The sequence below is a fragment of the Helicobacter mastomyrinus genome (assembly GCF_039555295.1).
In the GTDB taxonomy this organism is placed as follows: Bacteria; Campylobacterota; Campylobacteria; order Campylobacterales; family Helicobacteraceae; genus Helicobacter_C; species Helicobacter_C mastomyrinus.
This window is the reverse complement of the sequence record NZ_CP145316.1, coordinates 1,289,001-1,313,806: the sequence shown is the minus strand read 5'-3', so window position 1 is coordinate 1,313,806 and position 24,806 is coordinate 1,289,001. Positions and strand designations below refer to the sequence as shown.

The window sequence follows — 24,806 nt, the reverse complement described above, 5'->3', positions numbered from 1 at the left end:
TATGAACACAGAGCAAGAACTTTCCCTGCTACTTCAAACAAATTTTGCAAACCATTGCAACAATATGCAAAACAATAAGATTTTACACTTGACCTTGCCATTACTTTTGTTTGCTACACGACTTTCCAAAACAGGCACACTTGATGATAGCTATATCACAAATACAGAAGAAACTTTTGCTAATGAAATCCTCTCTATCGGAAGCAATCTCAATGCTTTGCGTTGTTATGAAGATAAGGATTTAATCAAACTCCGTTACTGCTTGTGTGTATTTATTGATGAAATGCTCTTACATAATGAAAGCTTTATCAATAGCCACTTTGCAAAACATACACTTACTATACGTCTTTTTGATGAAATGCTAGGTGGAGATAAGTTTTATGGTATTGCCAATCAATGGCTTCTTACCCCAAGCAAACACAAAGATATGCTAGAATTTATCTATACATGCCTTATTTTGGGCTATCAAGGCAAATATGCCTCCGACACTCAAGGCAAACAAAAAATTAATCATCTATGCTGCAATATAGCAAATTCTCTTGCTCCTGCTATGGGAAGTAGCGAAGAAAAAGCTTTTGAATTAGCCCTCAATCATCAAGAGCAAACGCGTATTCTAAAACTTTTGCATAAAAAATACTTGCGACCATTTTGGCTTATGGCTATCATTTGCTCCATCGTTGCATTATTCTTTCTTTTCTCATTTTTAAAGCTAGAATCTCAAAAAGCCATTACACAAGATACCCTTAAACAAAATTTGCAACACTTCAAGGTATCTCCACATGAGGATTAAGGAAATGTTTGGCAAGATATTTAATTATCTCAAATCAAAAACTTTTCTCTATATTTTACTTATATGTTTTGCGTTGCTTTTAAGTGTACTTTTTTACATATACTCGCCCTTATTTGCATTTAATGATATTTATATTTTTAGTAGCGCATTAACAAGAATCCAAGTGCTTATTGTCGTATGGCTTTTAATCTTTTTTATCTTTCTTTATAGACCACTTATTCATCTTATTCAATCGCTCAAAAATGAGAAACACATACAGTACAAGGAAATCAAACAAGAAGTTACAAAGGCATTCCGCAGGGCTAAAAGAAATTATTTCATTGCTCTAAATGACGCAAAGAGTATGTGGAAAAGAAAACTCTATCTTAAAAATATCCCTTTAGTGATTATTATTGGTAATGAGGGAGCAGGCAAAAGCTCGTTTATCAATTATGCGAATATACAATATCCATTGAGTGAAAGCTTGACATCTTATAAGAAATTTCACAAATCTACCAACAACTTCAATCTTTACATTTCTCAAAAGGGTGCATTGCTTGATACAGAAGGTAATTATTTTGCACAAGAGAACTTTCGGCAAACAAGTAATACCGATGAAATTGCTGAAGATAATTTAGAAAAGAATAAAGATTTTTTAATCAAAAAGGGCGTATGGAATCAATTCTTACACTTCCTTAATACTAATACCTTTCATAGCAAACTTAATGGCATTGTGCTTATTATTGATGTGCATGCTTTTTTACAGAATCCAAAGCAATATGAACAAAATGTCTTACAATATCTAAGCAAAAGAGTGAGTGATTGCGAAGAAAATCTAGGCTTGCAACTCCCCATTTATATTGTTTTTAATAAAATTGACTTGTTAGAGGGTATGCGGACATATTGGGACATCTTTGATGAAAGCATTGCAAATAAAATGCTAGGACTTACTTTAGATAAAAATAGTAGCAAATTAGAACTACAAAATACTTTTACAGAATTAAGCAATTCATTGCTCTATACTTTTATGCGTAGAAATCAATCCTTACATTCACTTGAAGACAAAAATTTAGCCCTTTTATTTTTAAAGCAACTTGATGTGCTTTTTGCCCTTGCAATAGACTTTATCCTCCAAGCAAAGGAACAAAATGCCTTTAAAAACAAATCCTATATCCGCGGCGTATATTTTACCTCCGCATACCAAGAAAATGTCCCCAGAAATTACTTGCTTGATGCTGTGTGTGAAAAATACGAAATCAAAAAACCTCCGGCAAAATCCGCAACCAAGCAAAATAAGCGAAGCTACTTTGTGCAGGGTTTGTTAGAACATATTTTTCTTAAAGATGCACATCTAAGCAGTATGATTAAAACCTCTTGGCAAACTTTCAGGCTCGCCTTTGGAACTATAAGTATATGTATATTTGGATATGTTTTTTGCACTTATTTAATCCATAAAACCTATAAAGAAGTAGATAAAAGCCATATCACATTTAATAGCATTACTTCATTGCTTGCCAATACAAGCTCTTATGAACATCTTACCCTGCAAGAAAAAACCGAACTTATGCTTCATCTTAAAGCCATACTCAAAAACTATCCATCTCTATTTGAAAAGCCCTCCATTATACAGTATTTTTCACTGAATTTCTCCTATCAAGGATTTTTGCCTGCAAGAGACTTTTATTATGCTATCAATGAAGAAGTGATTGGCAAAACATTGCTTAGAGAAATGGAGCAGATTCTCTTACACAATACCGATCAAACCACACTTATTGAAACCATCTATATGTATCAATCACTCTATGATGAAGCATATATAAATAAACCTCTTTTGGCAAATTGGGTTATAAAGAATTGGCAACCTTTTGCTAAATATAAAATTCCAAAAGATGATTTTATTACCGCTATTGAAGATTTAGCTATAGGCAATCTCTCACATACACAACCAAAAGATACACAAGCGCTACACATAGCAAAAACTCAAATTATGCGATTAGAGCAACAACAGAGAATCTATACCATTATGGCTTTTAGAAATAGCCTAAAAAAACAAAGCTTTTTTAACCTTAAAGATAAGGTAGGCACAGCATTTTATATGATATTTGAGCATACTGATAAATTAAGTCAAATTGATAAAACCTATACAAAAGATGGTCTAATGGAGTTTTTAAATAATTTAGATACCAATATACAAACTGCTATCAAAATAGAATCTTGGGCGTATAATGAAAAAATGCAATACCAAGCCCTCACAGAACAAGCACAAAGAGATTTATACACACATATTATTAGTATTTACCTTAATGATTATAAACAAAGATGGGAAGAATTACTTCAGGCTATATCTCCTAAGCAATATACCGACAAAAACAATATACTCACACAATTACAAATCTTATCAGAATCTACCAATCCACTCAATAGCCTCATTAAAATCGTAAATGATAATACCCACCTAAACGACACTCTTTTGCTTAATTACGCATACAGCTTAGGATTGCCAAGCTCAGATATTAAAGCACAATTTACATATATTAGTAACTCCTTTAAAGATTATTATGACTTCATAGGAGAAAAATCCTTACTTCTCTCTCAAATAGATTCCTTTAATGACATAAAAAAGCAAAGTAGCACGGAAGAAATAAAAGAGATACTCGCTAAAGATATACAAAATATGAGTGGTAAAATTACAGAATTTACAAAAGATGATACAAAAAACATAAAAGATAAGCTTATATATATCCTTGAAGGAAGTAATGATGAAACTGACGCATTTGTAGAGCTAAAGCGAAACACAGCAATGTTGCCTCATGCATTAAAACAATACTACAATGAGATTTCTACACTCTCTTGGAACGTTATAGAAAAAAGCACCTATGCACTTCTAAATAATGCATGGAAAAAAGAGGTGTATGATACTTTTATAAATGATATCTCCCCTTTTTATCCTTTCAATGCTTACTCGGATAAATCCTTGCCACTCAACACTTTTAAAGATTTTTTTGGCAATACAGGCACATTACAATCTTTTTATACGCAATATCTAAGTAAGATTTTGCAAAAAAAAGGCAATACCTATGTGCCAAATCCTGCCTATAGCGAGACGATAAAGCTTTCTGCTCAATTTATAAGTTTTTTTAACCAAATAAGCAATCTCAATAGCATATTTGATAATAACAATAACCTTACACTTAACTTTTTTATACAATGCCTTGATTTATCATCAGATTTTAGCTCTCTTGATATAAGCTATAACAACCAGACCTTACACTATGATCACACGTTTAATCCTAAAATCCAGATTATTATTGAACAATTCAATAGTAGCACGGAGTTACGTTTGAGCGTGAATGACTATTACCAAATGCCTCAATACAATAAAATTTATAATGGTGAATGGGCGTGGCTTAGATTCATAAAAGACATTACACCTGCTCAAAATACAGGCAACACTCTTTACTTTGAAAATAATAAACAATGGTATTTTGATTTTAGCATTACTCCAAATAGGCTAGAACTTTTACATTTAAGCCGTATTCTAACGCATTTTAATATGCCTCAACTTATCACTCAACAATAAGGAACGCAAATGGAGCAAATAGCAATTCTTGTAGAAGACATTGACAACCAAGCAAAACCGATTTATTGTGTTTTTGACGATAATGGAGGAACCATAGGCAATACTTCCATCAATCAATTGTGCTTACCAGATGAATCTATTCAAGAAAGACATGTTAATATCAACTATGAAGATGGTTGCTTTACTATCTCTTGTATTGGGGATTCTGAAGTATTTTACAATGAATCTTTCTCTAAACTTGAGCAAGGCTATGAAACAATTATAGAAGTTGGGGATAGTTTTAGAATTGGAAAATATAAATGCAGCTTTATAGACACAAAAGATATAAAAGATGACTTCCTGGACTATAAAAAAGTGCTTGATAAAATTGCTGATGAAAGTGATTTTGCCATAGATGTTAAGCCTAGAGTGGAACTAGATACAAAAATATTAGATGAAGAAAATATGGCCGACAGTTTAGATAAACATAAGATATTAGAAAAACTCTCTCCAGCACAAGTTATAAATACCATACCCTCCGATATAGCAAGCACTCACGATACTATACAAAACATTATCACTTCATCGCAATCAATGAGAACAGATAGCATTTCTAAAAAAGAAATATCACCACAAACAAAGGAAAGTGATATTATCCTTCATACCAAGAATATACAAACATTCCTACAAGGAATGCTACAATCTTTCTCTATGCCTAATAACCCCCTATCACACATCAATATGACAACTTATGAGCACATACTTGACACACAAGAGCTAGATTCTATTCTGCATAATACCTTGCTTATAGATTCTATCCCGCTTCTTAACACTCTCATATTAGCCCTTATTAGCAAAGAACTTCATAGCCCATATTTTGAGATGTTAGAACACGATATATTTGCAAACTCATTAACTCAAGCCATTATTCAATCTCATCAAAATAGTAAGGAATCCTTACAATGTATGCTTTTAAAGGCACTTAGCGAATACTTAAAGAATCCCTCTTTAGATTCTTAATACTTCCTCTTCTTTGCAAATTGAAAGTTTGAGGCTTTATGTATTCTTTGCATCTTTGTATAGCATTTATCAATGCTTATCTTTTTTATTTAATATGATGCTTTTTAGCATACCACTCTATTTTATCACGTAATTCTTGTGGGAAAGTTTCTCTATATATAGCTGGGATAGTGGGATTGAGTAATTTATCAAGCTTACCTGATTCATAGAGTTCATCTAAATACTCTGGGATATAATAAGTAGGTGCATTAGGATAACCTTGTGGGGGAGTAACTGCACGAATTTTTGCATAAAGTGTTATCGTATCATATTCTAATTCTGATTGAGTTTTACTAAAAGTTGGTGAATCGGGATAATATAGTGCTGAAGCCTCAGCTCTTCTTTGACTTAAAAAAATAGCTTTTTGCCTAAACTCGTCTCTACTCTCTTTGGTAGAATCTGTATCTCTTGGATCTTTTATTAGCCCTTTAGCAACTAACCCTTTATTTATTGGAAGTCCATCTTGATAGAGTTCCATGATTACATCGCCATAGACATCATATTGTGAAAAATCCATTACCCAATCCACTCCCATTATCTCATCTATGTATGGGAGCATACCAAATCTATCTGGCTTTATGCTCTTAGCTAGGGCTATGAGCTGTTGTTGGCGTAAGGGGTTTTTACGTAATCCTAATCGTTGGTTGCCTATGATATTTTTTATGTAGCTTTCATACTCTTTCCACCCTCTAAAGTCAGTAGTAGTCGCATCAAGCTGCATTTGTAAGATAAGAGCTTGTATATGTCGTGCTTGAAAGCCCATTTTATCTCTTGAGAGATACCTAGGATTCCCTAGTATCCCTGCGGCTATGCCCCATTCTTGTCTGTGTAAATAAGACTTTAATGTTTCTTTATTCCTATCTACTTGATAAAAGATATCTTCATATTCTTTATTTATTACTCTACCCTTTTCATCTACTCCACCAATAGCATCAAAGGGTATATCTATGACTGCACTTCTTAAGCCACTTCTTATTACTAAGTATTGGTATCTCTCTCTTTTAGTTTGTAAAGATTCATAATAGGCTTTTTCTTTTTTAGTCCAAGGGGCTATAGCTTTTTTTATAGGGTCTTTAAGATAGAGATTGCGAAAGCTTTGAAATTCTTTAAAATGATTTGGATTTGTTTTAAGGCTTGGGTCTAGGTAGAGGGGGGTGTAGGAATTATAGGGAGAGGAATCTAAAATGGCATTTGTCTCATTTAATAGTCTTGTAGCTCTTAGTGAATCTTGTTTTAAAAAATCTTTATCATCTATGGAAATTTTCTTCACTTCATCATCAAAAATTGTCTGAATATCAAATCTATAATCTTTCAATATCACATTACCATTTGAATCTAGCTCTATATCATTACCAAAGACATCTTTTACTATCCTAACTGCTTTTTGCTTCTCTTTATCATTAAATAAAAACATTTTTTCTCCCTTTCTATAATTAATCTATCCTAACCATAAGCCATCTTCTATAATGATAGTCGTGGCTAATCGTCCTATGAATTTAGGACGTTTCATTTTTTTGCTGTTTTCACTTGTTCCCACATACAACGCCCTCATATTATTCTGCCCTATAACATTAAGACATTCTAATAGTCTCCTTGCTTTGTTTCTATCTTCTTTTCCACTTCTTGTATGAGCTAGATAATAGTCTTTATATTCTGCTAAGATTTCTAGGGCTTCATTATAGGCATCAATGGCTGATTTTTTATCATCTTCTTCTAAATCTCTAAATTCCTTATACAAACTACTTCCCTCTGGCACTTGGTATTTGCGTATATCATTGAGGGATATATGGCTTGTTGTGTTTGTGATGATGAGATTTTGTATCATCTCTTGTATGAGGTTTTCTAAAAGGTTATTAGAATCTTGGCTCAATGCTCTATAATCTCTTGCTATAAAATGATGAGATTGCAAGTCTTTGAGTAAAGAGCCTAAAGTGTCATAGTGATATTGTAAGAATTGGCTTGTCTCATTATAGATTATGCTATGTGTATTATTTTCTGCATTATAGTGATGATAGAGACTAGGCATTGTATGCTTAAAGTCTTTACTTGTAAGTAATGGCACGATATAGAGTAGATTTTCTCTTTGATTTCTTGGAAGTTTAGATTCTAAAAGCATAGTGTATGTTTGTGGCACATTAAAGTATTTGAGAGGGAGTGAGAGGATTTCACTAGAGATATTAGAATGAGAGAGAGAATGCAAAGAATCTAGGGCATTAGATTCTAAGAGAGAAGTAGAATCTAATGTATTTGTGTAAGAATCTAAGAAATGAGATTCTATGCTATGGCTTTTAGAATCTTTATATATTTGCAATCCTAGTATGCTACCTGCACCAAGTAAGCTTAAGTCTCTTAAATCTTTAATAGCTTTGCGTCTTTTAGAATCTATGTGAGCATTTGACAATATGTTTGTGTTTTTAGAGTTATTTTTTTGCATAAGTGTCCTTTGTTATGATTTATCTATGGTATGTATGCTTTGTATTATATTTTATAGTATTTGTATTTCTACTTATATCATTACTCTTTGTATAAACTATCTTTATTTTCTATTTCGTTTTATTGCTCTATCTAATAATATTATTTTTTATGATATACCTGTTGTATATTACACCCCTATTTAATATGATGCTTTTTAGCATACCACTCTATTTTATCACGTAATTCTTGTGGGAAAGTTTCTCTATATATAGCTGGGATAGTGGGATTGAGTAATTTATCAAGCTTACCTGATTCATAGAGTTCATCTAAATACTCTGGGATATAATAAGTAGGTGCATTAGGATAACCTTGTGGGGGAGTAACTACCATAATCTTAGCTTCTAAAAGCATAGAATCTATATATAAATCTACCTTTTTTTGTTCCCAATCATTTGGTAAGTCAGCATCATATCGTCTAAAGCGTATTGTGTTCATTCTCTCTTTAAATTCTAATCGTGTTTGCTTGGTAGATTTAGGATCTCTTGGGTCTAGGAGTTTGCCTTCATCTATTTCTTTAATGCGTTTTTCTATTGTCCATCCATCTCCATCTATGGCATACCCATATAACATATTCAAATCCATTACCCAATCCACTCCCATTATCTCATCTATGTATGGGAGCATACCAAATCTATCTGGCTTTATGCTCTTAGCTAGGGCTATGAGCTGTTGTTGGCGTAAGGGGTTTTTACGTAATCCTAATCGTTGGTTGCCTATGATATTTTTTATGTAGCTTTCATACTCTTTCCACCCTCTAAAGTCAGTAGTAGTCGCATCAAGCTGCATTTGTAAGATAAGAGCTTGTATATGTCGTGCTTGAAAGCCCATTTTATCTCTTGAGAGATACCTAGGATTCCCTAGTATCCCTGCGGCTATGCCCCATTCTTGTCTGTGTAAATAAGACTTTAATGTTTCTTTATTCCTATCTACTTGATAAAAGATATCTTCATATTCTTTATTTATTACTCTACCCTTTTCATCTACTCCACCAATAGCATCAAAGGGTATATCTATGACTGCACTTCTTAAGCCACTTCTTATTACTAAGTATTGGTATCTCTCTCTTTTAGTTTGTAAAGATTCATAATAGGCTTTTTCTTTTTTAGTCCAAGGGGCTATAGCTTTTTTTATAGGGTCTTTAAGATAGAGATTGCGAAAGCTTTGAAATTCTTTAAAATGATTTGGATTTGTTTTAAGGCTTGGGTCTAGGTAGAGGGGTTTATATTGTTTCTTTGCTTCTTCCATTATCTGCCAAGCTTCTAGTAAGGCTTTAGAATATTCCTCTGTGTATTTGCCTGTTTCTACCTTGTTTTTTACAAAATGAATCTTATTTGTGCCTTTATCAACTTGCAAAATAAGTCCATTAGGTGTAGTAATCTGATATGTCTCACTCATTATTTCTCCTTAATCTTATTTAAAAATCTATCCTAACCATAAGCCATCTTCTATAATGATAGTCGTGGCTAATCGTCCTATGAATTTAGGACGTTTCTTGTCTTCTTGTGATTGCTCTTTTTCTTCTTCGTCATTGTTTGCTCCCATAATAGTAGGTGTTGGTGGCTCATCAGCTTTACTATCATCATTCACCCCCACATACAACGCCCTCATATTATTCTGCCCTATAACATTAAGACATTCTAATAGTCTCCTTGCTTTGTTTCTATCTTCTTTTCCACTTCTTGTATGAGCTAGATAATAGTCTTTATATTCTGCTAAGATTTCTAGGGCTTCATTATAGGCATCAATGGCTGATTTTTTATCATCTTCTTCTAAATCTCTAAATTCCTTATACAAACTACTTCCCTCTGGCACTTGGTATTTGCGTATATCATTGAGGGATATATGGCTTGTTGTGTTTGTGATATTGCCTTTGCTATCTACGATCTTATGATGAAAGAATGTATAATCTGGCACTTGTTTATTATAATGTATCTCATAATCTTGCTTATCTTTTGCTGTTCGCTTCTCATCGATGATGAGATAGGATAGAAGCTTTGTAAGCAAGAATTCTTGTAAGACATCGCTTTTATCTTGTTGTAGCAAATAGGCTAGTCCGATATGATGTGTCAGCCCACCTGTGCAAAGCTCTGTGCCATATATCATTGATTGTAAATCAAAAGACATAAATTTGGAATGCACTAACATAGGATAGTAGGTGAGCTCTCTGTCTTTTTTGATTGTTTGGTTGTGGGTATTACGCTCTAGGAGGCTCTCTTGTCTTTTTAACGCATAGGGTAAATCATAATAAAAGCTATAACGTTTGTGCATAATGCTCTCAAACTCTTTTTGGTATGCCTCATAATTGGTGCTAAAATAATAATTAAGTATAATATCTAGTGCTATACTTACTGCGGTTGCAGCAGCATTAGCGTTGAGTTGATAAGCAATCTTATTATAACGAAATTGCTTGATTTGAGAGAAAATCTCTCGTGCTTGAAGTGTGCCTATAAAGTGTGATTGTGCCTTACCACTGCTATATGTAAAGCAAATTTTATCAATAAGTGCTTTGTCTTTGGGTGAGCTCATAGTTTGCTTTAGCTTTTCTTTGATAGCTTGGAGATTTAGTGTTTTGACATTTTCATCAATGTGTTCAAGGATAAAAGCAGTTTTTGCCTCAAAATGTGCTATTTGTGCTTTTGTGCGTCTTAGCTCCACTTGGGCAAAACCTTTGAGGAAATTTTGTATTTGCTCTTTGTTTTTTTGTCCTAATAACTCTGTGAGTTTTGATTCCATCTTATTTATAATATCTACTTTGTTATTCAATTTTTTTGATGTGTCTTGAACGCCTCCATTAATCTCAATATGCACACGTATAGTTGTGGGATATGATAAGAATAGCACTCCTCCTATTTCTGTAAGCAATGTCTGATATAAATGCAAAGCAAAATTTGAGCTTTGATTTTTACTTAGAGATTTAAAGGTATTGATAAAAATCGCAATGCAATGCTTTGTCGCATTAATCATATCTTCGTGAGCAAAATTCATAAAGGGACATATTATGCCTAATATCTTATAGAGTGAGCTATAAAATACTTCTTGTGTGCGTTCTTGCTGCACAATCTTTTTGTATTTTTTTCCATATTGTTCGATTTGTGCTAGCTCTTGCTCTAGCTCCTTATCCAAATCAATCTCTACAATTTTTTGAATCTCATCATTTAATGCTTTTACATCATTATTATCATCAGTATTTATAAACTTGCTAAGATACTCTAAGAAGTCTTTACTTAGCTCTGTCTCTTGTGGGCTGCTATGTTGCAAGAGTTTTTCTTGTAAAACTTTGGCGATTTGGACATTTTGAGATGGTTGGACTTTATAGTCTGGATATGCTTTGGTGAGATAAAACTCCCAAGTTTCATTTAAACAAGAGACTTTAAGATAATCGCGCTCGTTTGTGAAAAGATAGCCACTACTTGTTGTCTTTTTTGCAATGCTACTTTTCAACGCAAAGCTTGGAAAATGTATCTTAAACACATAGAGTCCATAAAAAAGCGTAAAAATCGCTAATAAAGAATTATCCAAGTTTGTATTGCTATTATGGAAATATTGTAATTGGGTAAGAAAATCTTTGGCTGTTTGCTCTTCTTTTGTAATAATATCCTCGATTTCTTTAGGAGTTTTAAAAAAGGATTGTATATATTTTATGCCATAGGATCGCACGAAAGAATCTATGCTCTCTTGTGTTGCTTGCTGAAATAATGTGTCTTGAGAGAGATAATACGAGCTATTAGATTGCTGAGCATACTTATCCATTATGGGTGCTTCCCTTAAAGAATCATTTAGCTCCTTATATTTTGGATTATTCTCATAAGCTTGTTTGATTGCATCAATCTCTACTCTCACAAATGGCGAAAGCTGCACCATATAAGGCTCATTATCTTTTTTATTGATTTCTATCCTATATGTGCTGTAATCTCTTGTGGTGTTATAGCTTTTCTTTTCGCCCTCTCTTGAGAGAGTAAGCTCTTGTTTGGTGCGATTGTTTATATCGTCTTTAATTGTATTACCAATGATGTGTTGGGTAATCGTTTCTGTAAGCTTTGCATTATATTTGCTTGGGGCATTGGTGATAATAAGATAATTTTTTGCCATATTTGTAGTGTGATTATTGGGGTATTGAGTGTTTTTGTTATTCAAAATTTCAGCTAATAGAGCGGAATTAAAATGTGGAGATTCTATATAGGCAAGATGATTGAAGTATTGCACTGCTTGGAGCATATGTGTAAGAAGAGATACGTCTTTGATATTTTGTTGTTTAGTTTCATTTTGGTGTATGTGGAGCATTTGAGCTTTTATACTATTGTGTTGTGTTTTGGGTAGGGTAATTGCTTTTTGAGCTAATAGGTTTGGAATATCTATCATAGAGCTAAACTCACCCTTAAAAGCGATAGATTGAGAACACGATAATAACGTATTTTCCAAATAAAGATTAAAGCCTGATAAGTCAAGAAATTCTATTTTTTTCTTGTCTGTCTCTTGTGTGCTTTCCACAATCAGCATACAAGAGAGTAGTTGTGTGTTTGCAAGCTGTATATACATTGCTAACTCGGTGGCAAGAAACTCTATGATTGGATTTTTGATATAGCTATATTTGTTATTTTTAGCATCTTGATAGTCCATAAGTGATGAAAGCAATACTGCAGATATACCTAGCAATATGATTGCTGCACCTCCACCTGTGGCAATAGTAAGAATCACGCCAAAGATTGTTTTTATGATATTTTTATAATCATCGTTATTTTTATCCTTTAGGGCTTGTTTGATATACTGCTCTAGCTTATTAAAAAGTTGCTCAATATTTGCCTTAGCATCTGCTTTTATCATATCTGCAAACAAGTTAGATTCTATGAATTCCTTAATCTGTTTTATTGCTTCATTTTTAGGTTTTATTAGAGAAATCTTATTTATATTTTCAGACTTGATGTCATTAAGCATAGCCTCTAAGTTTCCATATTGCTGAGCTGTATTAATCTTTGCAGATTCTTTAATAGAATCTAATAGGGTTTTGATGATGTTATCATTATGATATGTCTCTATGGTAATATGTTTGGGTAGGTTGTAGGATTGTTTTGTTCCCAAGACTTGTTCTTGACTTAATGTCTCAAAGCTGTGTATAGTTGCATCAACGTGCGTTTGCTGTAATTTATTTAGGATTTCTTGCCCTAGATTCTGTGGTGATTGGTTATTATGCGTAATGAGGTTTGCATTCATATTTGGACAAAGAAATATAATCTGATGTATTGTTTTATGTGTCTTTAAGCCTAACATATTATCAATTTCTTGCAATAATTCTTCTTTACTTGAAATTATCATTTGAACCACCTCTTTTACATCTAGGTTCGTATTCTATCATAAAGCTACTCATAAAAGATATACCAAAGTCTTTATAGTATTTTAAAGGGTTTAGATATTTATTCACAATCCTTGCAGTATTTTTTGACAATGCGTTCTACTTCGGCTTGGTATTCTTTTGAATCGTAGAGTTGCATACAATCTTGAACCAATACTCTGAATCCTTGCTTTGTAGTAGCTTTCCTTTGAGGACTTGACATAAATTGAGAAACATAAGATTGTATGATTTTAGCAACTTGTTCTTCATTTTTAAGTCCAGCCATTACAGAAAATTTCATACTTCCTTGTTGGAATACATGCAAATGATACGGTAATGTTGGCATTTGACCTGTTTCATCTACATAACCATAACTTTTTTGCAAACAAAAACCAAAGCCATAATGTTTAAGATTCTTTCTAACATCAAACCTATCATCAGCATTAGTGTTTATGCAAAATATACACAACAAAACCAATAAGACAAAACACTTCATACAATCTCCTTTATTCAAAGCTCAAAAAAGCATAATTCTCTAACAAATACTTCAAATGTTTTATCATTTAAATAATTTGTATCATCTAAAAATTTGCTTCCATTCCATAAAGTAGTATGTCGTAATCCATCTGTGCCAATCATTGCGATAATGCTTTTTCTTTGAATGAGAGCAATCATTTATTTGCAATCCTTGCAGTATTTTTTGACAATGCGTTCAACTTCGGCTTGGTATTCTTTGGAATCGTAAAGAGATAAGCATTTTTGCAAAAGTGGAGGGGATTCTAATATTTCTTTAAGCCTTTCTTCAGTGAGAACCGATTTGATTGCTTCTATTGATTTTTTTTTATAATCTACGATATAGTTTTCAACTTCTTCTTTCATCTTTTCTCCATTGTTTGTTATAATACATCGCTTATCGTGCAACCAATCCCTCTTTTCTATCAGTCTTAAGTTATCTCGTAAGGAATCCATTTCCCTCTCTTTTCTTTTAGAATCTAAATCATAATATTCTAAGCACACACCAAAGCCATAGTTTTTCATTGTTTTTACCATAGTAGTCTTAGCATAAATCATAGCTTCAGAAAACCGCTTGCTTCTAAGATATGATGCGCTGCTCTTATCATCATAATCTAAGCATTCCTCTGCATTAAGAAAAATTCCAAACAAAACCAATAAGACAAAACACTTCATATCAACCTCCTTTTATTTAAGCTCCCAAAAACATAATTCTCTAACAAACACATAGTTCCTCTCATCATTTAAATAATTGGTATCGTCTAAAAATTTGCTTCCATTCCATAGGGTAGTATGCCCTCCAGCATTACTCCAAGCGTCAATATCCATTGTTATAATACCTTTAATACCCAAAGATTGCAAAGTATAGAAAAAATTTAAATTGTCTTTGCGTATCTGTTTTACTCTTTCTTTATTAAGAACATTTCCATATTTATCTATCAATAATTCGGATGGTTCTTTTTTATAGTCATAAAATACTTTATAAAAGTCTTTATTGTTTGTTTGAGAATAAGGTTTCAATCCTTTCTCTTTCCAATTTTCAAGCAATAAGTTTTTAATCCCAGAAACTCCTGTATAATAATAGTATCCATCTTTCCCTTTCCACTTTGTGCCACTTGTCAGCTTTAAATCTTTATCGTCTATCTTTATTTCACTATTATTGAAAGCAAAACTTACTTTTGTAGCACAAGTATTTCTATACGTATTGACATTTTCTCCTAGCAAAGCCTTACTCTCTGCTTCTATACGAGCTTCGTTGAGCTTACCCCCAATATGTTCAAATACATATTTAGCTATAAGTTTTGAAGTCTCTACATCATCTAGCCCGTCTTCTTTAGCTTGTTCTTCTGCTTTCTTAGCAATTTGATGTATTATGTTGTAACCTTGCTCCATACAACACCACGATGGTCTTTGAATCTTAATTGTTGCCTCTTTGTCTCCACATTTTACCTTGCATATGTTTGACATCATTGCTCCTTTTATGATTCATTAAAGATATTTAGAATCGTAGCTTGATTATTTCTTATGGTTGCTGAAATTTGAAAAGTTTTTTCTTGAAATTCTAATGTCAAATCCAATCTCTCCCCCTCCTCATATCCTTGTGTTTTGATATGTAAGTTTATATCTTGAGAATGTCTTGAGATGTCATTGAGTCTTATTTTATCCTCTCCATAGGAAAAATAGATTTCTGTGATTTGTTTTTCTTTTTCTTGTGTTTCTTTAGACTCTCTATTTTCTTTATCTATATCTGCTTGTAAGAGATTCTCTTGTATCTCTTCCCCAAATCCCCAATACTTCTGCCTATATCCACCATTGACAACTTGAAGTGTGAGTAGAGAATCTATGATTTGTTGTGTTTGCTCTCTATCAGATTCTATCACACTATCTAATCCACTTGCTAATTGCAACTCTAGTCTTTGTGTTTTATAAGGTGTGTGTAATGTAAGGATAGTAGCATTGCTAGGATAAGAATCTAATCCTACCTGCATAGAGTCTTCTATCTTAAATGCTGTAAAAGTGCAGTAGTTATAGAGATAGTGATACTTTCCTATGCCATAGTCTTTATGTTTATAGTTTTTATAGGGTTCTTTAAAGAGTTTAGGAAGAGATTGGGGGATAAGGAGTATGAGAATAAGGGCATTAGAATCTAATTGTAAGGATAGATATTGATAAAGATAGTCTTTGGCATAAGTTTGTTTTAAACTAGAGTAGATTTTAGAGAGTATATCTTGCAGATTAGAATCTAAACTATTATCATTTAATGTTTCCACATCTAATGCTTGAGTATCCTTAGCTATATCAATATGAAGAACATCTAGTGGTATATCATTGTTGGATTCTATAATACTATCATTAAGCTTTATTCTATATATAGGAAGATTATCTTTTTGAGAAGGACAGATTTTATAGTGTAGTCTTAGTATGGGTTTATGAAATTCTATTTGTGCCTTTAAAGCTTCTTTCTCTATATTCTTAGTATGAGTAGGATTAGGGGCATTGATTTTATAACTATTAGCTTTAGGAGTGCAAATAAGTGGAACTCCCTTATCAGAGAATACTCCAGAACTTACTAAATCTTGCATTATAGGATAATCTCCATTATGCTTTTTTAATCCACGAGAACTAGGAAGTATGAGTGCTACTTGTGTGCAAGGAATAGGAACACCTGCAATGTTATTAGTGCAACCTATGATAGGAGAGTGTAATAAATCAGTTTCTAATATAAAAGGAATATTCTTATCTGTAATGCTTTTGCCTAGATTGGATTTTAATTGCACTACTCCTCCGTGAGGACATTTTATTTCATCATCTTCTAGTATTGGATGAAGCATTGCAGTGCTTGTTAGAGAATCTATGGAGTTAGAATCTCTTTGTATCTGCTCTCTTTGTATTTGTTCTCTCTCTAGTATTTCTTTAGATTCTTTAGAGTTACATTCTAATTTGATGTTAAGACTAGAATCTAGGAGGGAGTAGTTTAAGAGTGTTAGGGTATTGCCATTTAAAAATATTTGGAGGGTGCTTAAGGAATTGTTAGAATCTTTATTATTGCTTGTAGATTCCATAGAGTTAGAATCTATTTCACCGATTAAGTGATAGATGGGTTTAGATTCATCTAAGCCTAGATTACTATCTTTAGAATCTAATGTGCCAAAGTAGCATTCATAACCTAAACTCTTAGATTCATTACCACCTGTGAGGAGGGTAGATTCTAAAAAAATCGAGATATTGTAATTTTGTAAATCCTGTTTGTTCTGGTTGGTAAGATTATTTATATCTTGTAATAAATCCTTGCAATCAAACACATCCCCATTATAAGTAAAAATATAGATTACATCTTTTTCTTTATCAAAAAATATTTTGCATTCTAAAGAACTATAGAGACTTTTGGTGGTCTTGTAAGGATTCTTTGGTGTGATAACCAAAGGACTTGATGAAAAAAGTAGCTCTCTGCTCAATGCGATATAGGCTTTTTGATATTCATTCATTATTGTAGATTCCTTAGGCAGTTTTATAAGATTGCAAAATTTGCGAGACTAGATTATTAAAGGTTTTATAGTAAAAGATTTCTGCTCTATTGCTTTCATTAAGTATTTCTTTGTTGTTTTCATCAACTACCATAAAGGGCTGACATTTTAGTACACTTCGTAATTCTGCTACACTGCATTGCTTGTTTTCTAATTCATCAAAGAATTTTTTATCTAGAATTTTTATATAAATTTTTGCTTCTTGTAGTTGCGTGATTAAATCTATCATCTTATATATGTTAAATTCCTCTATATCCTTGCTATCTTTAAACCTTGCTATATAACTCACTTCATTTAAAAGATATACAAGAGGAAATATCTTTTCTGGCGGATTTGATGTATTTTTATCGTTCTTTTTTTGCTCTTTATATTTGTTTTTAACTTCACTCAAGACTGCTTTATTGACTTCTTTTAGGGAATTGTAATTCCATTGCATAAAGTCATTAAGTAAAGCAGTAATGAGTTGATATTTACCTTTGTTTTTAGCAGCCTTGTATCCTATGTAATTTAAGGTAGCAGGATCTTTGGGATTAGTTTCTAACTCCTTAATACGATTTGAGAGTTTTTCTCTATTTGCCTCCAAGTCTAAAAGATAATCGTAAAAATACAATATAACCACAGAGTTTTTGATAGAATGACTATCCATATCATCTATATCTATGCCAATATTAAGATAATAGTGTTTGCCTTCTATATCCTCCCCTAGATTCTGAACAGGACTCTTTTCCTTGTTGTTTGGATTATTATCGCTATCAGTTTCTATATGATGAGTTGGCAATCCTATATCTACACCTTGCCTTTTTTCTCTATGAAAGTAGTAATTATCTATAAGATTGTTATATGCATTGACATATAAAGAATCTATTTCTATAAAATATGGCTTATAAGTCTTTAGCAATGATCCATTTTCTTGTATAGTCCTAAGTTCTACTTTTAATCCTGCCCTATATTCTTGGTTATATTTAAACCCAAGAAATCTTTTCAGCTGTTCTGTGATAACTAATAATCCATCTGAATAACTAGCTTTTATCCCAAAGCGTTGTAACTTTTTGATAAATCTCTGTGTTATAGTCTGCAAATCTAAACTATGAATATATTGTTCTATTTTCTTTTCCCTAATTTCTTTATTATCACTTGAAAGATTAGCTAAATCTATATCAATTACACCAAAAGCATCTATGCTCAAGTCTCTAGCACCAGGAGCATTATAGGTATAGATTTCTTGGATGATTCCACAATCTCTCTTAGCATAGTTTGCAAAAGAGAGTGCAAAGAGTTGTGTTAAGCAACCACCAAGAGAGTGTCCTGTGATAGTGAGTTTAGTATTAGAATCTATAGGAGGTATGAAGTTCTCTAAAGTAGCCTCTTTGGTAGTATCTTTGAAAAGAGATTTTGTTATATAGGCTTTATGTTTAGATGTTGTGCTTCTTTGATAGAGTTTTTTCCATAGTTTGTATTCTATAGAATTTTTATTGTTAGGCATAGAATCTCCTTCTACATAAAAAGGAATATTTCCTATACATTGATTATAAAACAAAAGCATATCAAGATGTTGTTTTTTAGGGATATTTCCTAATGCAAGTTTTGTATCAGCTCCTATATCACCCCTATTAAGTAGCTCTGTCCCACGAATGGCTAGGGTATAATTGATATAGCCATATTCACTTGTATAGCTAATCTCTTTAGATTCTGTATTCTTTTGTTTTCTTTTTTCTCCAAATAAAGTAGCAGAAAAGCCTGATTCAGTATTTGGTTGGTGGATGAGTAAATCATAGCGAGAAAAGAATCTTTTTGCTTGGAGAGGGGAGAAGTCGCCATCGAGTTTGCCTACCTTTATTTCATCATCTGGTTTATGTGGATTTGATTCCACTGCGATGTATTTATTGTAAGTTAAGTCTAATATGTCGGTATGAGTAATAGTGAGATTATCTATTCTAGGGGAATTTTTAATTCTTTCATCTTTTATATCGAACTTTTTTCCCACTAAATCAAAATACCCATAACTAGCCCATGCAAGCTCAGCATTGTCTCTAAGCTTTTTGATTTGTTGTTTATTTGTCATTGCTTATCTCCTTGATATTGAAAAAATTTCCTTTTTATAATGTATGTGCAACCTATACTATCCTCGAACCACGTAAGATTATAACTAGCCATAGATTCTTGCTCTAAATGATAGCGTCTTGTATACCAAGCACCATGGACATTAATTTTAGTTAAATTTTGAGGTGCAAACCCATTTTTATTGGCAAATAAATTAACATAACCATAAATTCTTCTTGTTTTCTTTTCTGCTGGGGAAACTCGATATTCTACAATATCTTTTATATAATCATCGCTTCTTTCATCTAATTTTGCAGCCTCCCTATTCAACTCCTCCCAATCAAGTGTATCTAAACTTGTATCAAAATACCTTAGAATCTTATTATACTTCTCTTCATTATTGGGTAATTCATTTAACTTACACATTTTTTTAAACTTATGATAACTTGGTTGCAAGTTATATGGCACAAGCCACCCCCAACCACTAATACAACCACTAAACAACAAAGCAACGCTAGAGAATAAAAGAATGTGTAAAAACTTTTTCATTTATGCTACCTTTCTAGATTCTATATATTCTTTAGAATCTCTTTCTACATAAAAAGGAATATTTCCTATACATTGATTATAAAACAAAAGCATATCAAGATGTTGTTTTTTAGGGATATTTCCTAATGCAAGTTTTGTATCAGCTCCTATATCACCCCTATTAAGTAGCTCTGTCCCACGAATGGCTAGGGTATAATTGATATAGCCATATTCACTTGTATATTGTATTGCTTTAGATTCTGTATTCTTTTGCTTTCTTTTTTCACCAAATAAAGTAGCAGAAAAGCCACTTTCAGTATTTGGTTGATGAATGAGTAAATCATAGCGTTCAAAGAAACTTTTAGATTGGAGAGGGGAGAAATCGCCATCGAGCTCCTCTGGATTAATAAGTGTGGTATGGTCAGAAGTTACATAACCTTTGTAGGTAGAATCTAAGATGTCGTGGAGTGTTATGGGTTTATCTCTTTTATCATCGGGATATTGTTCCTCATCTTTAAATTTCTTACCTACCAAATGAAAATAACCATAAGCGGCTTGAGCTAATTCTGCATTATCTCTTATTTTTTGAATCTGTTGTTTATTTGTCATTTTTGAATCCTTTTGGCGTCATATTCTCTTTTACTATATCGCTACAACCCAATGTTTCCTCACTCCAATAAATTCCTGTCCCTTCGTTACCACTTAAATAGTAGCGTCTGGTACGCCAAGTAGCACCTATTGACATTTGATTGACATTATAACGATTTATTTCCGCCTCATTACTTAAAAAACGTGCTACCATTCTTAAACGAGAATTTATTTCCTTTTTTTTTGTTAAAGTCGCATATTCATAGATTCCTTGTCTGTAATACCCGTGTTCTTTGGTAACTTTCCACTTCCTTTTATTATCGTTATTATGATTCAACTCCTCCCAATCCAATGTATCTAAACTTGTATCAAAATACCTTAGAATCTTATTATACTTCTCTTCATTATTGGGTAATTCATTTAACTTACACATTTTTTTAAACTTATGATAACTTGGTTGCAAGTTATATGGCACAAGCCACCCCCAACCACTAATACAACCATTAAACAACAAAGCAACACTAGATAATATTATAAAGTTTAGCAATTTTTTCATTATATAACTCCTTTAGATTCTGTATTCCTTTGCTTTCTTTTTTCTCCAAATAAAGTAGCAGAAAAGCCACTTTCAGTACTTGGTTGATGGATGAGTAAATCATAGCGAGAAAAGAATCTTTGTGTTTGGGTGGGAGTCATGTCGCCACCTAAGAAAGAGTTATATTCTATGTTGAGAATGTCGATGTAGGTGGGTCTAATAGATTCTAATTCAACTTCTGTTGTTTTAGGATTATTGTATTGTTTTGCAAATTGTTCCAATCTCTCCCTATCTTTATTCCACCAACCTTCAGGTTTATAATCTTTATCTGCCAAATGAAAGTACCCATAACTAGCCCAAGCTAGCTCTGCATAGTCTCGTAATTTCTGTATTTGTTCTTTATTGCTCATTGTTAATCCTTAATAGATGTGCAACTTCCATAAGCTGTTTTAAATACAAGCTCGTAAGAAGCTATGCTTTTTGTTGTGAGATATTTTCTTTTAGTGTCCCATCTTGCAAAAAAATATGGGCTAATCCTAACAATATTTTGTTTCGTCTTATCTAAATATACAAAAAAACCTGAATCAAATTCTATTCTGTTGTGTATTTTGGTTTCTCCTAACATATATTTTATTTGATATTCATCGCTCGTTTGCATTGGTTTCATTGTTTCAAGCATAGTATTCCAATCTAAATCATAATATGATAGTATCTTATTGTACTTCTCTTCATTATTGGGTAATTCATTTAACTTACACATTTTTTTAAACTTATGATAACTTGGTTGCAAGTTATATGGCACAAGCCACCCCCAACCACTAATACAACCATTAAACAACAAAGCAACACTAGATAATATTATAAAGTTTAGCAATTTTTTCATTATATAACTCCTTTAGATTCTGTATTCTTTTGCTTTCTTTTTTCACCAAATAAAGTAGCAGAAAAGCCACTTTCAGTATTTGGTTGATGAATGAGTAAATCATAGCGTTCAAAGAAACTTTTAGATTGGAGAGGGGAGAAATCGCCATCGAGTTTGCCTACTTTAAATCCTCTTTCATCAATAATTTTAGAGTTTTTATAGGTAATATCTAAAACATCTTCAAAGGTAACAATTTTATCTTCATCTTTTATATCAAATTTATTATCAACGCAATGAAAATATCCATAACTTGCCTGTGCAATTTCCGCCATATTCCTTAGTTTATTGATTTGTTGTTTATTATCCATCTAACTCTCCTACTAAGCTTCTGCAATCTATTTCACCATCAAACTTTAATCTAAAATCCATATTACCCTCATTACCATAAATATTTGGTGCATAGTTTTTCCATATTGGTCTAAAATACATTTTATCAATATTTTTAAAAGTTAATGTTTTGTTGTTTGGATTCTTATAATAAATATATACTCCTAAATCTAATCTATTGCTATAACCTATTTTTGCATAACCATTTTTTCCTATACTACCATCTAAACTCTTATCAAAATAAGCTAAGATTCTATTATATTTTTCCTCACTTTTTGGGTAATTATTTAACTTACACATTTTTTTTAAACTTATGATAACTTGGTTGCAAGTTATATGGCACAAGCCATCCCCAACCACTAATACAACCACTAAACAACAAAGCAACACTAGATAATATTATAAAGTTTAGCAATTTTTTCATTATATAACTCCTTTAGATTCTGTATTCCTTTGCTTTCTTTTTTCTCCAAATAAAGTAGCAGAAAAGCCACTTTCAGTACTTGGTTGATGGATGAGTAAATCATAGCGTTCAAAGAAACTTTTAGATTGGAGAGGGGAGAAATCGCCACCTAAAAATGTTTTTGTTCCAATTTTTCCACTTTTTTTGTCAAAATGTTTTTGATATGTTTTATCAAGAGTATTTTCATAGGTAATATTTTCTAGTTTAAAGTGCTCAATACTATCTTTTATGCTTTCCAAATCCAAAAATAATTTTTTATTTTGGGCTGTCAATTCTTTTATTTCTTTAATCTGACGATTTACCACCAAAACCTTATCAAAATACCCATAGGCTGCCCAAGCCAACTCGGCATAGTCTCTTAATTTTTGCACTTGTGCTTTATTTGTCATCATAATCATTCCTTGCATTTATCATTTGAGATAAGCTCATCTTTTTCATAACGCTCTAAAGATAAAGAGGCTATGCTCTCTTGTTGAATACCATACTTTTTTGTAAGCCAATATACAGACCAACTTATCGTGTCAATATTATCCCTAGAAACTTCTTCGTTTGGAATAAAATTTATATTAAAAAATATCCATATTCTGTCATTATACCATTTGCTTAAGCCATACTTCTTGTGATGTGGATTATCTTTGTAGTGTTCTGGTTTTTCTTTAAATAATTCATCTAAGTTTTTATACCCAAAGTATGCAAGCATTGTATTATAGTCTTTTTCTCTTTCTTGAGAATATCTTTCATATCCCTTACAATCTTTCAAATTAGCTAATTTTCTAGCTTCCCAATAACTCGGTTGTAATTCATAAGGCACAAGCCAACCCCAACCAAAGAAATAGATAAAGACGATAAGAGGTGGAATTATGATAAAACTTAAAATTTTAAAAGTTTTTAGAATCTTTTTCATTAAGCTATCTTTTTATAACTATTAGCTTTAGGAGTGCAAATAAGTGGAACTCCCTTATCAGAGAACACTCCAGAACTTACTAAATCTTGCATTATAGGATAATCCTCATTATGCTTTTTTAATCCACGAGAACTAGGAAGTATGAGTGCTACTTGTGTGCAATGTCCTCCACTTATAGGAGGATTAGGACAACCTACAATAGAGCTATAGAGTAAATCAGTTTCTAATATAAAAGGAATATTCTTATCTGTAATGCTTTTACCTAGATTAGATTTTAATTGCACTACTCCTCCGTGAGGACATTTTATTTCATCATCTTCTAGTATTGGATGAAGCATTGCAGTGCTTAAAGGTTTGCTTTGTTCTTTGTGTTGTTTTTGTTCTCTTTGTATGATAGCTTTATCTTGTTTTTCTTTAGATTCTTTGTTTGTGAGTTCTAGTTTAATATTTAAACTAGAATCTAAGAGAGAATAATTTAAAAGAGTAAGAGTAGAAGCATTTAAAAAAATAAGAAGTGTGCCTAGATTATTTTCTTTATCTTTGGGGGAGAAGTGATAGATAGGAAGAGATTCATCTAATCCTATGTGAGACTTAGAATCTAATTTACCAAAGAAGTATGCAGAGAGAGGATTAGAAGATTCTGTGCCTCCTGTGAGTTCTATGCCCATAAAATATAATTTAGAGTTTAGAGTGTCTATGTTTTTGGATTCTAACTCTTGTATATCAATGATTTGATTATCATAAGTAAAGATTGTTTGATTTGTTTTGGTTGTTTCTATTTCAATTTCATTAAGATATTTGTTGTTTGCTACCCGATTATTTTTATCAGAAAGCACACACTCTCTACCATTGTTAGCAAGAAACTCTTGGTAATTTTGTTGCATGAGGACAAGCTCTTTATTAAAGGACTTTTCTTGTCTTGAAGATAGGCAATCTCTTCTGTAATGGCTTTATCCATATTGTCTGTTTTTATAGCCTTCTTGTAATGTTTTTGGCATAATGTGTTGAATGAAAATAATTTTCGAGGCTTGTTCTTTTTCACTATCTCTGCCTGTTGCTGCCAACGCAAATGCTAATGCAACAAACACACCAATCAAAACAAAAAAATATTCCCACAAACCAATTAATCTTTTTTCTTGCAGTTTTCTTATCACTGCTTAAAACATCTGCCAACCATAGGGTCTCTAACCAACTCATTTGTATGCTCCTTTTTTGAAAATATAAGCAATTATATCTATAAAACAAATATACATTTCAAATGAGGACAATGCATG

24 protein-coding genes are annotated in these 24,806 nt (G+C 32.2%); 3 read left to right on the top strand and 21 right to left on the bottom strand.

Features of this window, described 5'->3' with window-relative positions:
* The first annotated feature begins 1 nt into the window (after position 1).
* Genes icmH through V3I05_RS06645 form a run of 3 tightly spaced genes read left to right on the top strand, consistent with a single transcriptional unit; the run spans position 2 to position 5,348 of the window.
* The gene (gene icmH / locus V3I05_RS06655) at positions 2-790 is read left to right on the top strand and encodes a type IVB secretion system protein IcmH/DotU (protein ID WP_300742601.1); all 789 of its coding nucleotides are present in this window, start codon (positions 2-4) and stop codon (positions 788-790) included.
* Positions 791-794: 4 nt separating this feature from the next.
* Positions 795-4,349, top strand: a complete 3,555-nt coding sequence (tssM, locus tag V3I05_RS06650; protein WP_343353042.1) for a type VI secretion system membrane subunit TssM — start codon at positions 795-797, stop codon at positions 4,347-4,349.
* Between the two features lie 9 nt (positions 4,350-4,358).
* A complete protein-coding gene (locus V3I05_RS06645; protein WP_343353040.1) occupies positions 4,359-5,348 on the top strand; it encodes an FHA domain-containing protein in 990 nt (329 codons plus the stop codon).
* 85 nt (positions 5,349-5,433) lie between these two features.
* Here the strand turns inward: V3I05_RS06645 and V3I05_RS06640 are convergent, their stop codons facing one another.
* The 21 genes from V3I05_RS06640 to V3I05_RS06540 form a co-directional block, all read right to left on the bottom strand.
* The gene (locus V3I05_RS06640; RefSeq protein ID WP_343353038.1) at positions 5,434-6,801 is read right to left on the bottom strand and encodes a hypothetical protein; all 1,368 of its coding nucleotides are present in this window, start codon (positions 6,799-6,801) and stop codon (positions 5,434-5,436) included.
* A gap of 24 nt (positions 6,802-6,825) precedes the next feature.
* A complete protein-coding gene (locus V3I05_RS06635) occupies positions 6,826-7,821 on the bottom strand; it encodes a hypothetical protein (protein WP_343353036.1) in 996 nt (331 codons plus the stop codon).
* Positions 7,822-7,997: 176 nt separating this feature from the next.
* Positions 7,998-9,257, bottom strand: a complete 1,260-nt coding sequence (locus tag V3I05_RS06630) for a hypothetical protein (RefSeq protein WP_343353034.1) — start codon at positions 9,255-9,257, stop codon at positions 7,998-8,000.
* A gap of 27 nt (positions 9,258-9,284) precedes the next feature.
* Positions 9,285-13,172 (bottom strand): hypothetical protein, encoded by a 3,888-nt coding sequence (locus V3I05_RS06625; protein WP_343353032.1) that lies wholly within the window; start codon positions 13,170-13,172, stop codon positions 9,285-9,287.
* 98 nt (positions 13,173-13,270) lie between these two features.
* Positions 13,271-13,684 (bottom strand): hypothetical protein, encoded by a 414-nt coding sequence (locus tag V3I05_RS06620; protein ID WP_343353031.1) that lies wholly within the window; start codon positions 13,682-13,684, stop codon positions 13,271-13,273.
* A 14-nt stretch (positions 13,685-13,698) separates the two neighbouring features.
* A complete protein-coding gene (locus V3I05_RS06615; protein ID WP_300451733.1) occupies positions 13,699-13,863 on the bottom strand; it encodes a hypothetical protein in 165 nt (54 codons plus the stop codon).
* A complete protein-coding gene (locus V3I05_RS06610; RefSeq protein WP_343353029.1) occupies positions 13,864-14,376 on the bottom strand; it encodes a hypothetical protein in 513 nt (170 codons plus the stop codon). It lies immediately after the preceding gene.
* Between the two features lie 12 nt (positions 14,377-14,388).
* Positions 14,389-15,168, bottom strand: a complete 780-nt coding sequence (locus V3I05_RS06605; RefSeq protein WP_343353027.1) for a T6SS effector amidase Tae4 family protein — start codon at positions 15,166-15,168, stop codon at positions 14,389-14,391.
* Between the two features lie 11 nt (positions 15,169-15,179).
* Positions 15,180-17,186, bottom strand: coding sequence for a hypothetical protein (locus tag V3I05_RS06600; RefSeq protein ID WP_343353025.1), 2,007 nt, complete (start codon positions 17,184-17,186; stop codon positions 15,180-15,182).
* Between the two features lie 13 nt (positions 17,187-17,199).
* A complete protein-coding gene (locus V3I05_RS06595) occupies positions 17,200-19,287 on the bottom strand; it encodes a lipase family protein (protein ID WP_343353023.1) in 2,088 nt (695 codons plus the stop codon).
* Positions 19,284-19,814, bottom strand: a complete 531-nt coding sequence (locus V3I05_RS06590) for a hypothetical protein (protein ID WP_343353022.1) — start codon at positions 19,812-19,814, stop codon at positions 19,284-19,286. Before V3I05_RS06590 ends, V3I05_RS06595 begins: the two co-directional genes overlap by 4 nt.
* Positions 19,815-20,402: a hypothetical protein gene (locus V3I05_RS06585; RefSeq protein ID WP_343353020.1), complete on the bottom strand. Its 588-nt coding sequence runs from the start codon at positions 20,400-20,402 to the stop codon at positions 19,815-19,817.
* Positions 20,392-20,937 (bottom strand): hypothetical protein, encoded by a 546-nt coding sequence (locus V3I05_RS06580; protein WP_343353019.1) that lies wholly within the window; start codon positions 20,935-20,937, stop codon positions 20,392-20,394. Before V3I05_RS06580 ends, V3I05_RS06585 begins: the two co-directional genes overlap by 11 nt.
* A complete protein-coding gene (locus V3I05_RS06575) occupies positions 20,937-21,326 on the bottom strand; it encodes a hypothetical protein (RefSeq protein ID WP_343353018.1) in 390 nt (129 codons plus the stop codon). The genes V3I05_RS06580 and V3I05_RS06575 overlap by 1 nt, the downstream gene beginning before the upstream one ends.
* A 2-nt stretch (positions 21,327-21,328) precedes the next feature.
* A complete protein-coding gene (locus tag V3I05_RS06570; protein WP_343353016.1) occupies positions 21,329-21,799 on the bottom strand; it encodes a hypothetical protein in 471 nt (156 codons plus the stop codon).
* Positions 21,799-22,146, bottom strand: coding sequence for a hypothetical protein (locus tag V3I05_RS06565; RefSeq protein WP_343353015.1), 348 nt, complete (start codon positions 22,144-22,146; stop codon positions 21,799-21,801). The genes V3I05_RS06570 and V3I05_RS06565 overlap by 1 nt, the downstream gene beginning before the upstream one ends.
* Positions 22,139-22,525, bottom strand: coding sequence for a hypothetical protein (locus tag V3I05_RS06560; RefSeq protein ID WP_343353014.1), 387 nt, complete (start codon positions 22,523-22,525; stop codon positions 22,139-22,141). The genes V3I05_RS06565 and V3I05_RS06560 overlap by 8 nt, the downstream gene beginning before the upstream one ends.
* 63 nt (positions 22,526-22,588) lie before the next feature.
* Entirely contained in the window at positions 22,589-23,017 is a 429-nt protein-coding gene (locus tag V3I05_RS06555; protein WP_425531750.1) for a hypothetical protein, read from the bottom strand.
* 5 nt (positions 23,018-23,022) lie between these two features.
* Complete coding sequence (locus V3I05_RS06550; protein ID WP_343353011.1) at positions 23,023-23,532, bottom strand: hypothetical protein; 510 nt, start codon at positions 23,530-23,532, stop codon at positions 23,023-23,025.
* A complete protein-coding gene (locus V3I05_RS06545) occupies positions 23,532-24,416 on the bottom strand; it encodes a hypothetical protein (RefSeq protein ID WP_343353009.1) in 885 nt (294 codons plus the stop codon). Before V3I05_RS06545 ends, V3I05_RS06550 begins: the two co-directional genes overlap by 1 nt.
* Before the next feature lie 66 nt (positions 24,417-24,482).
* The gene (locus tag V3I05_RS06540) at positions 24,483-24,686 is read right to left on the bottom strand and encodes a hypothetical protein (RefSeq protein WP_343353008.1); all 204 of its coding nucleotides are present in this window, start codon (positions 24,684-24,686) and stop codon (positions 24,483-24,485) included.
* Positions 24,687-24,806: the final 120 nt, after the last annotated feature.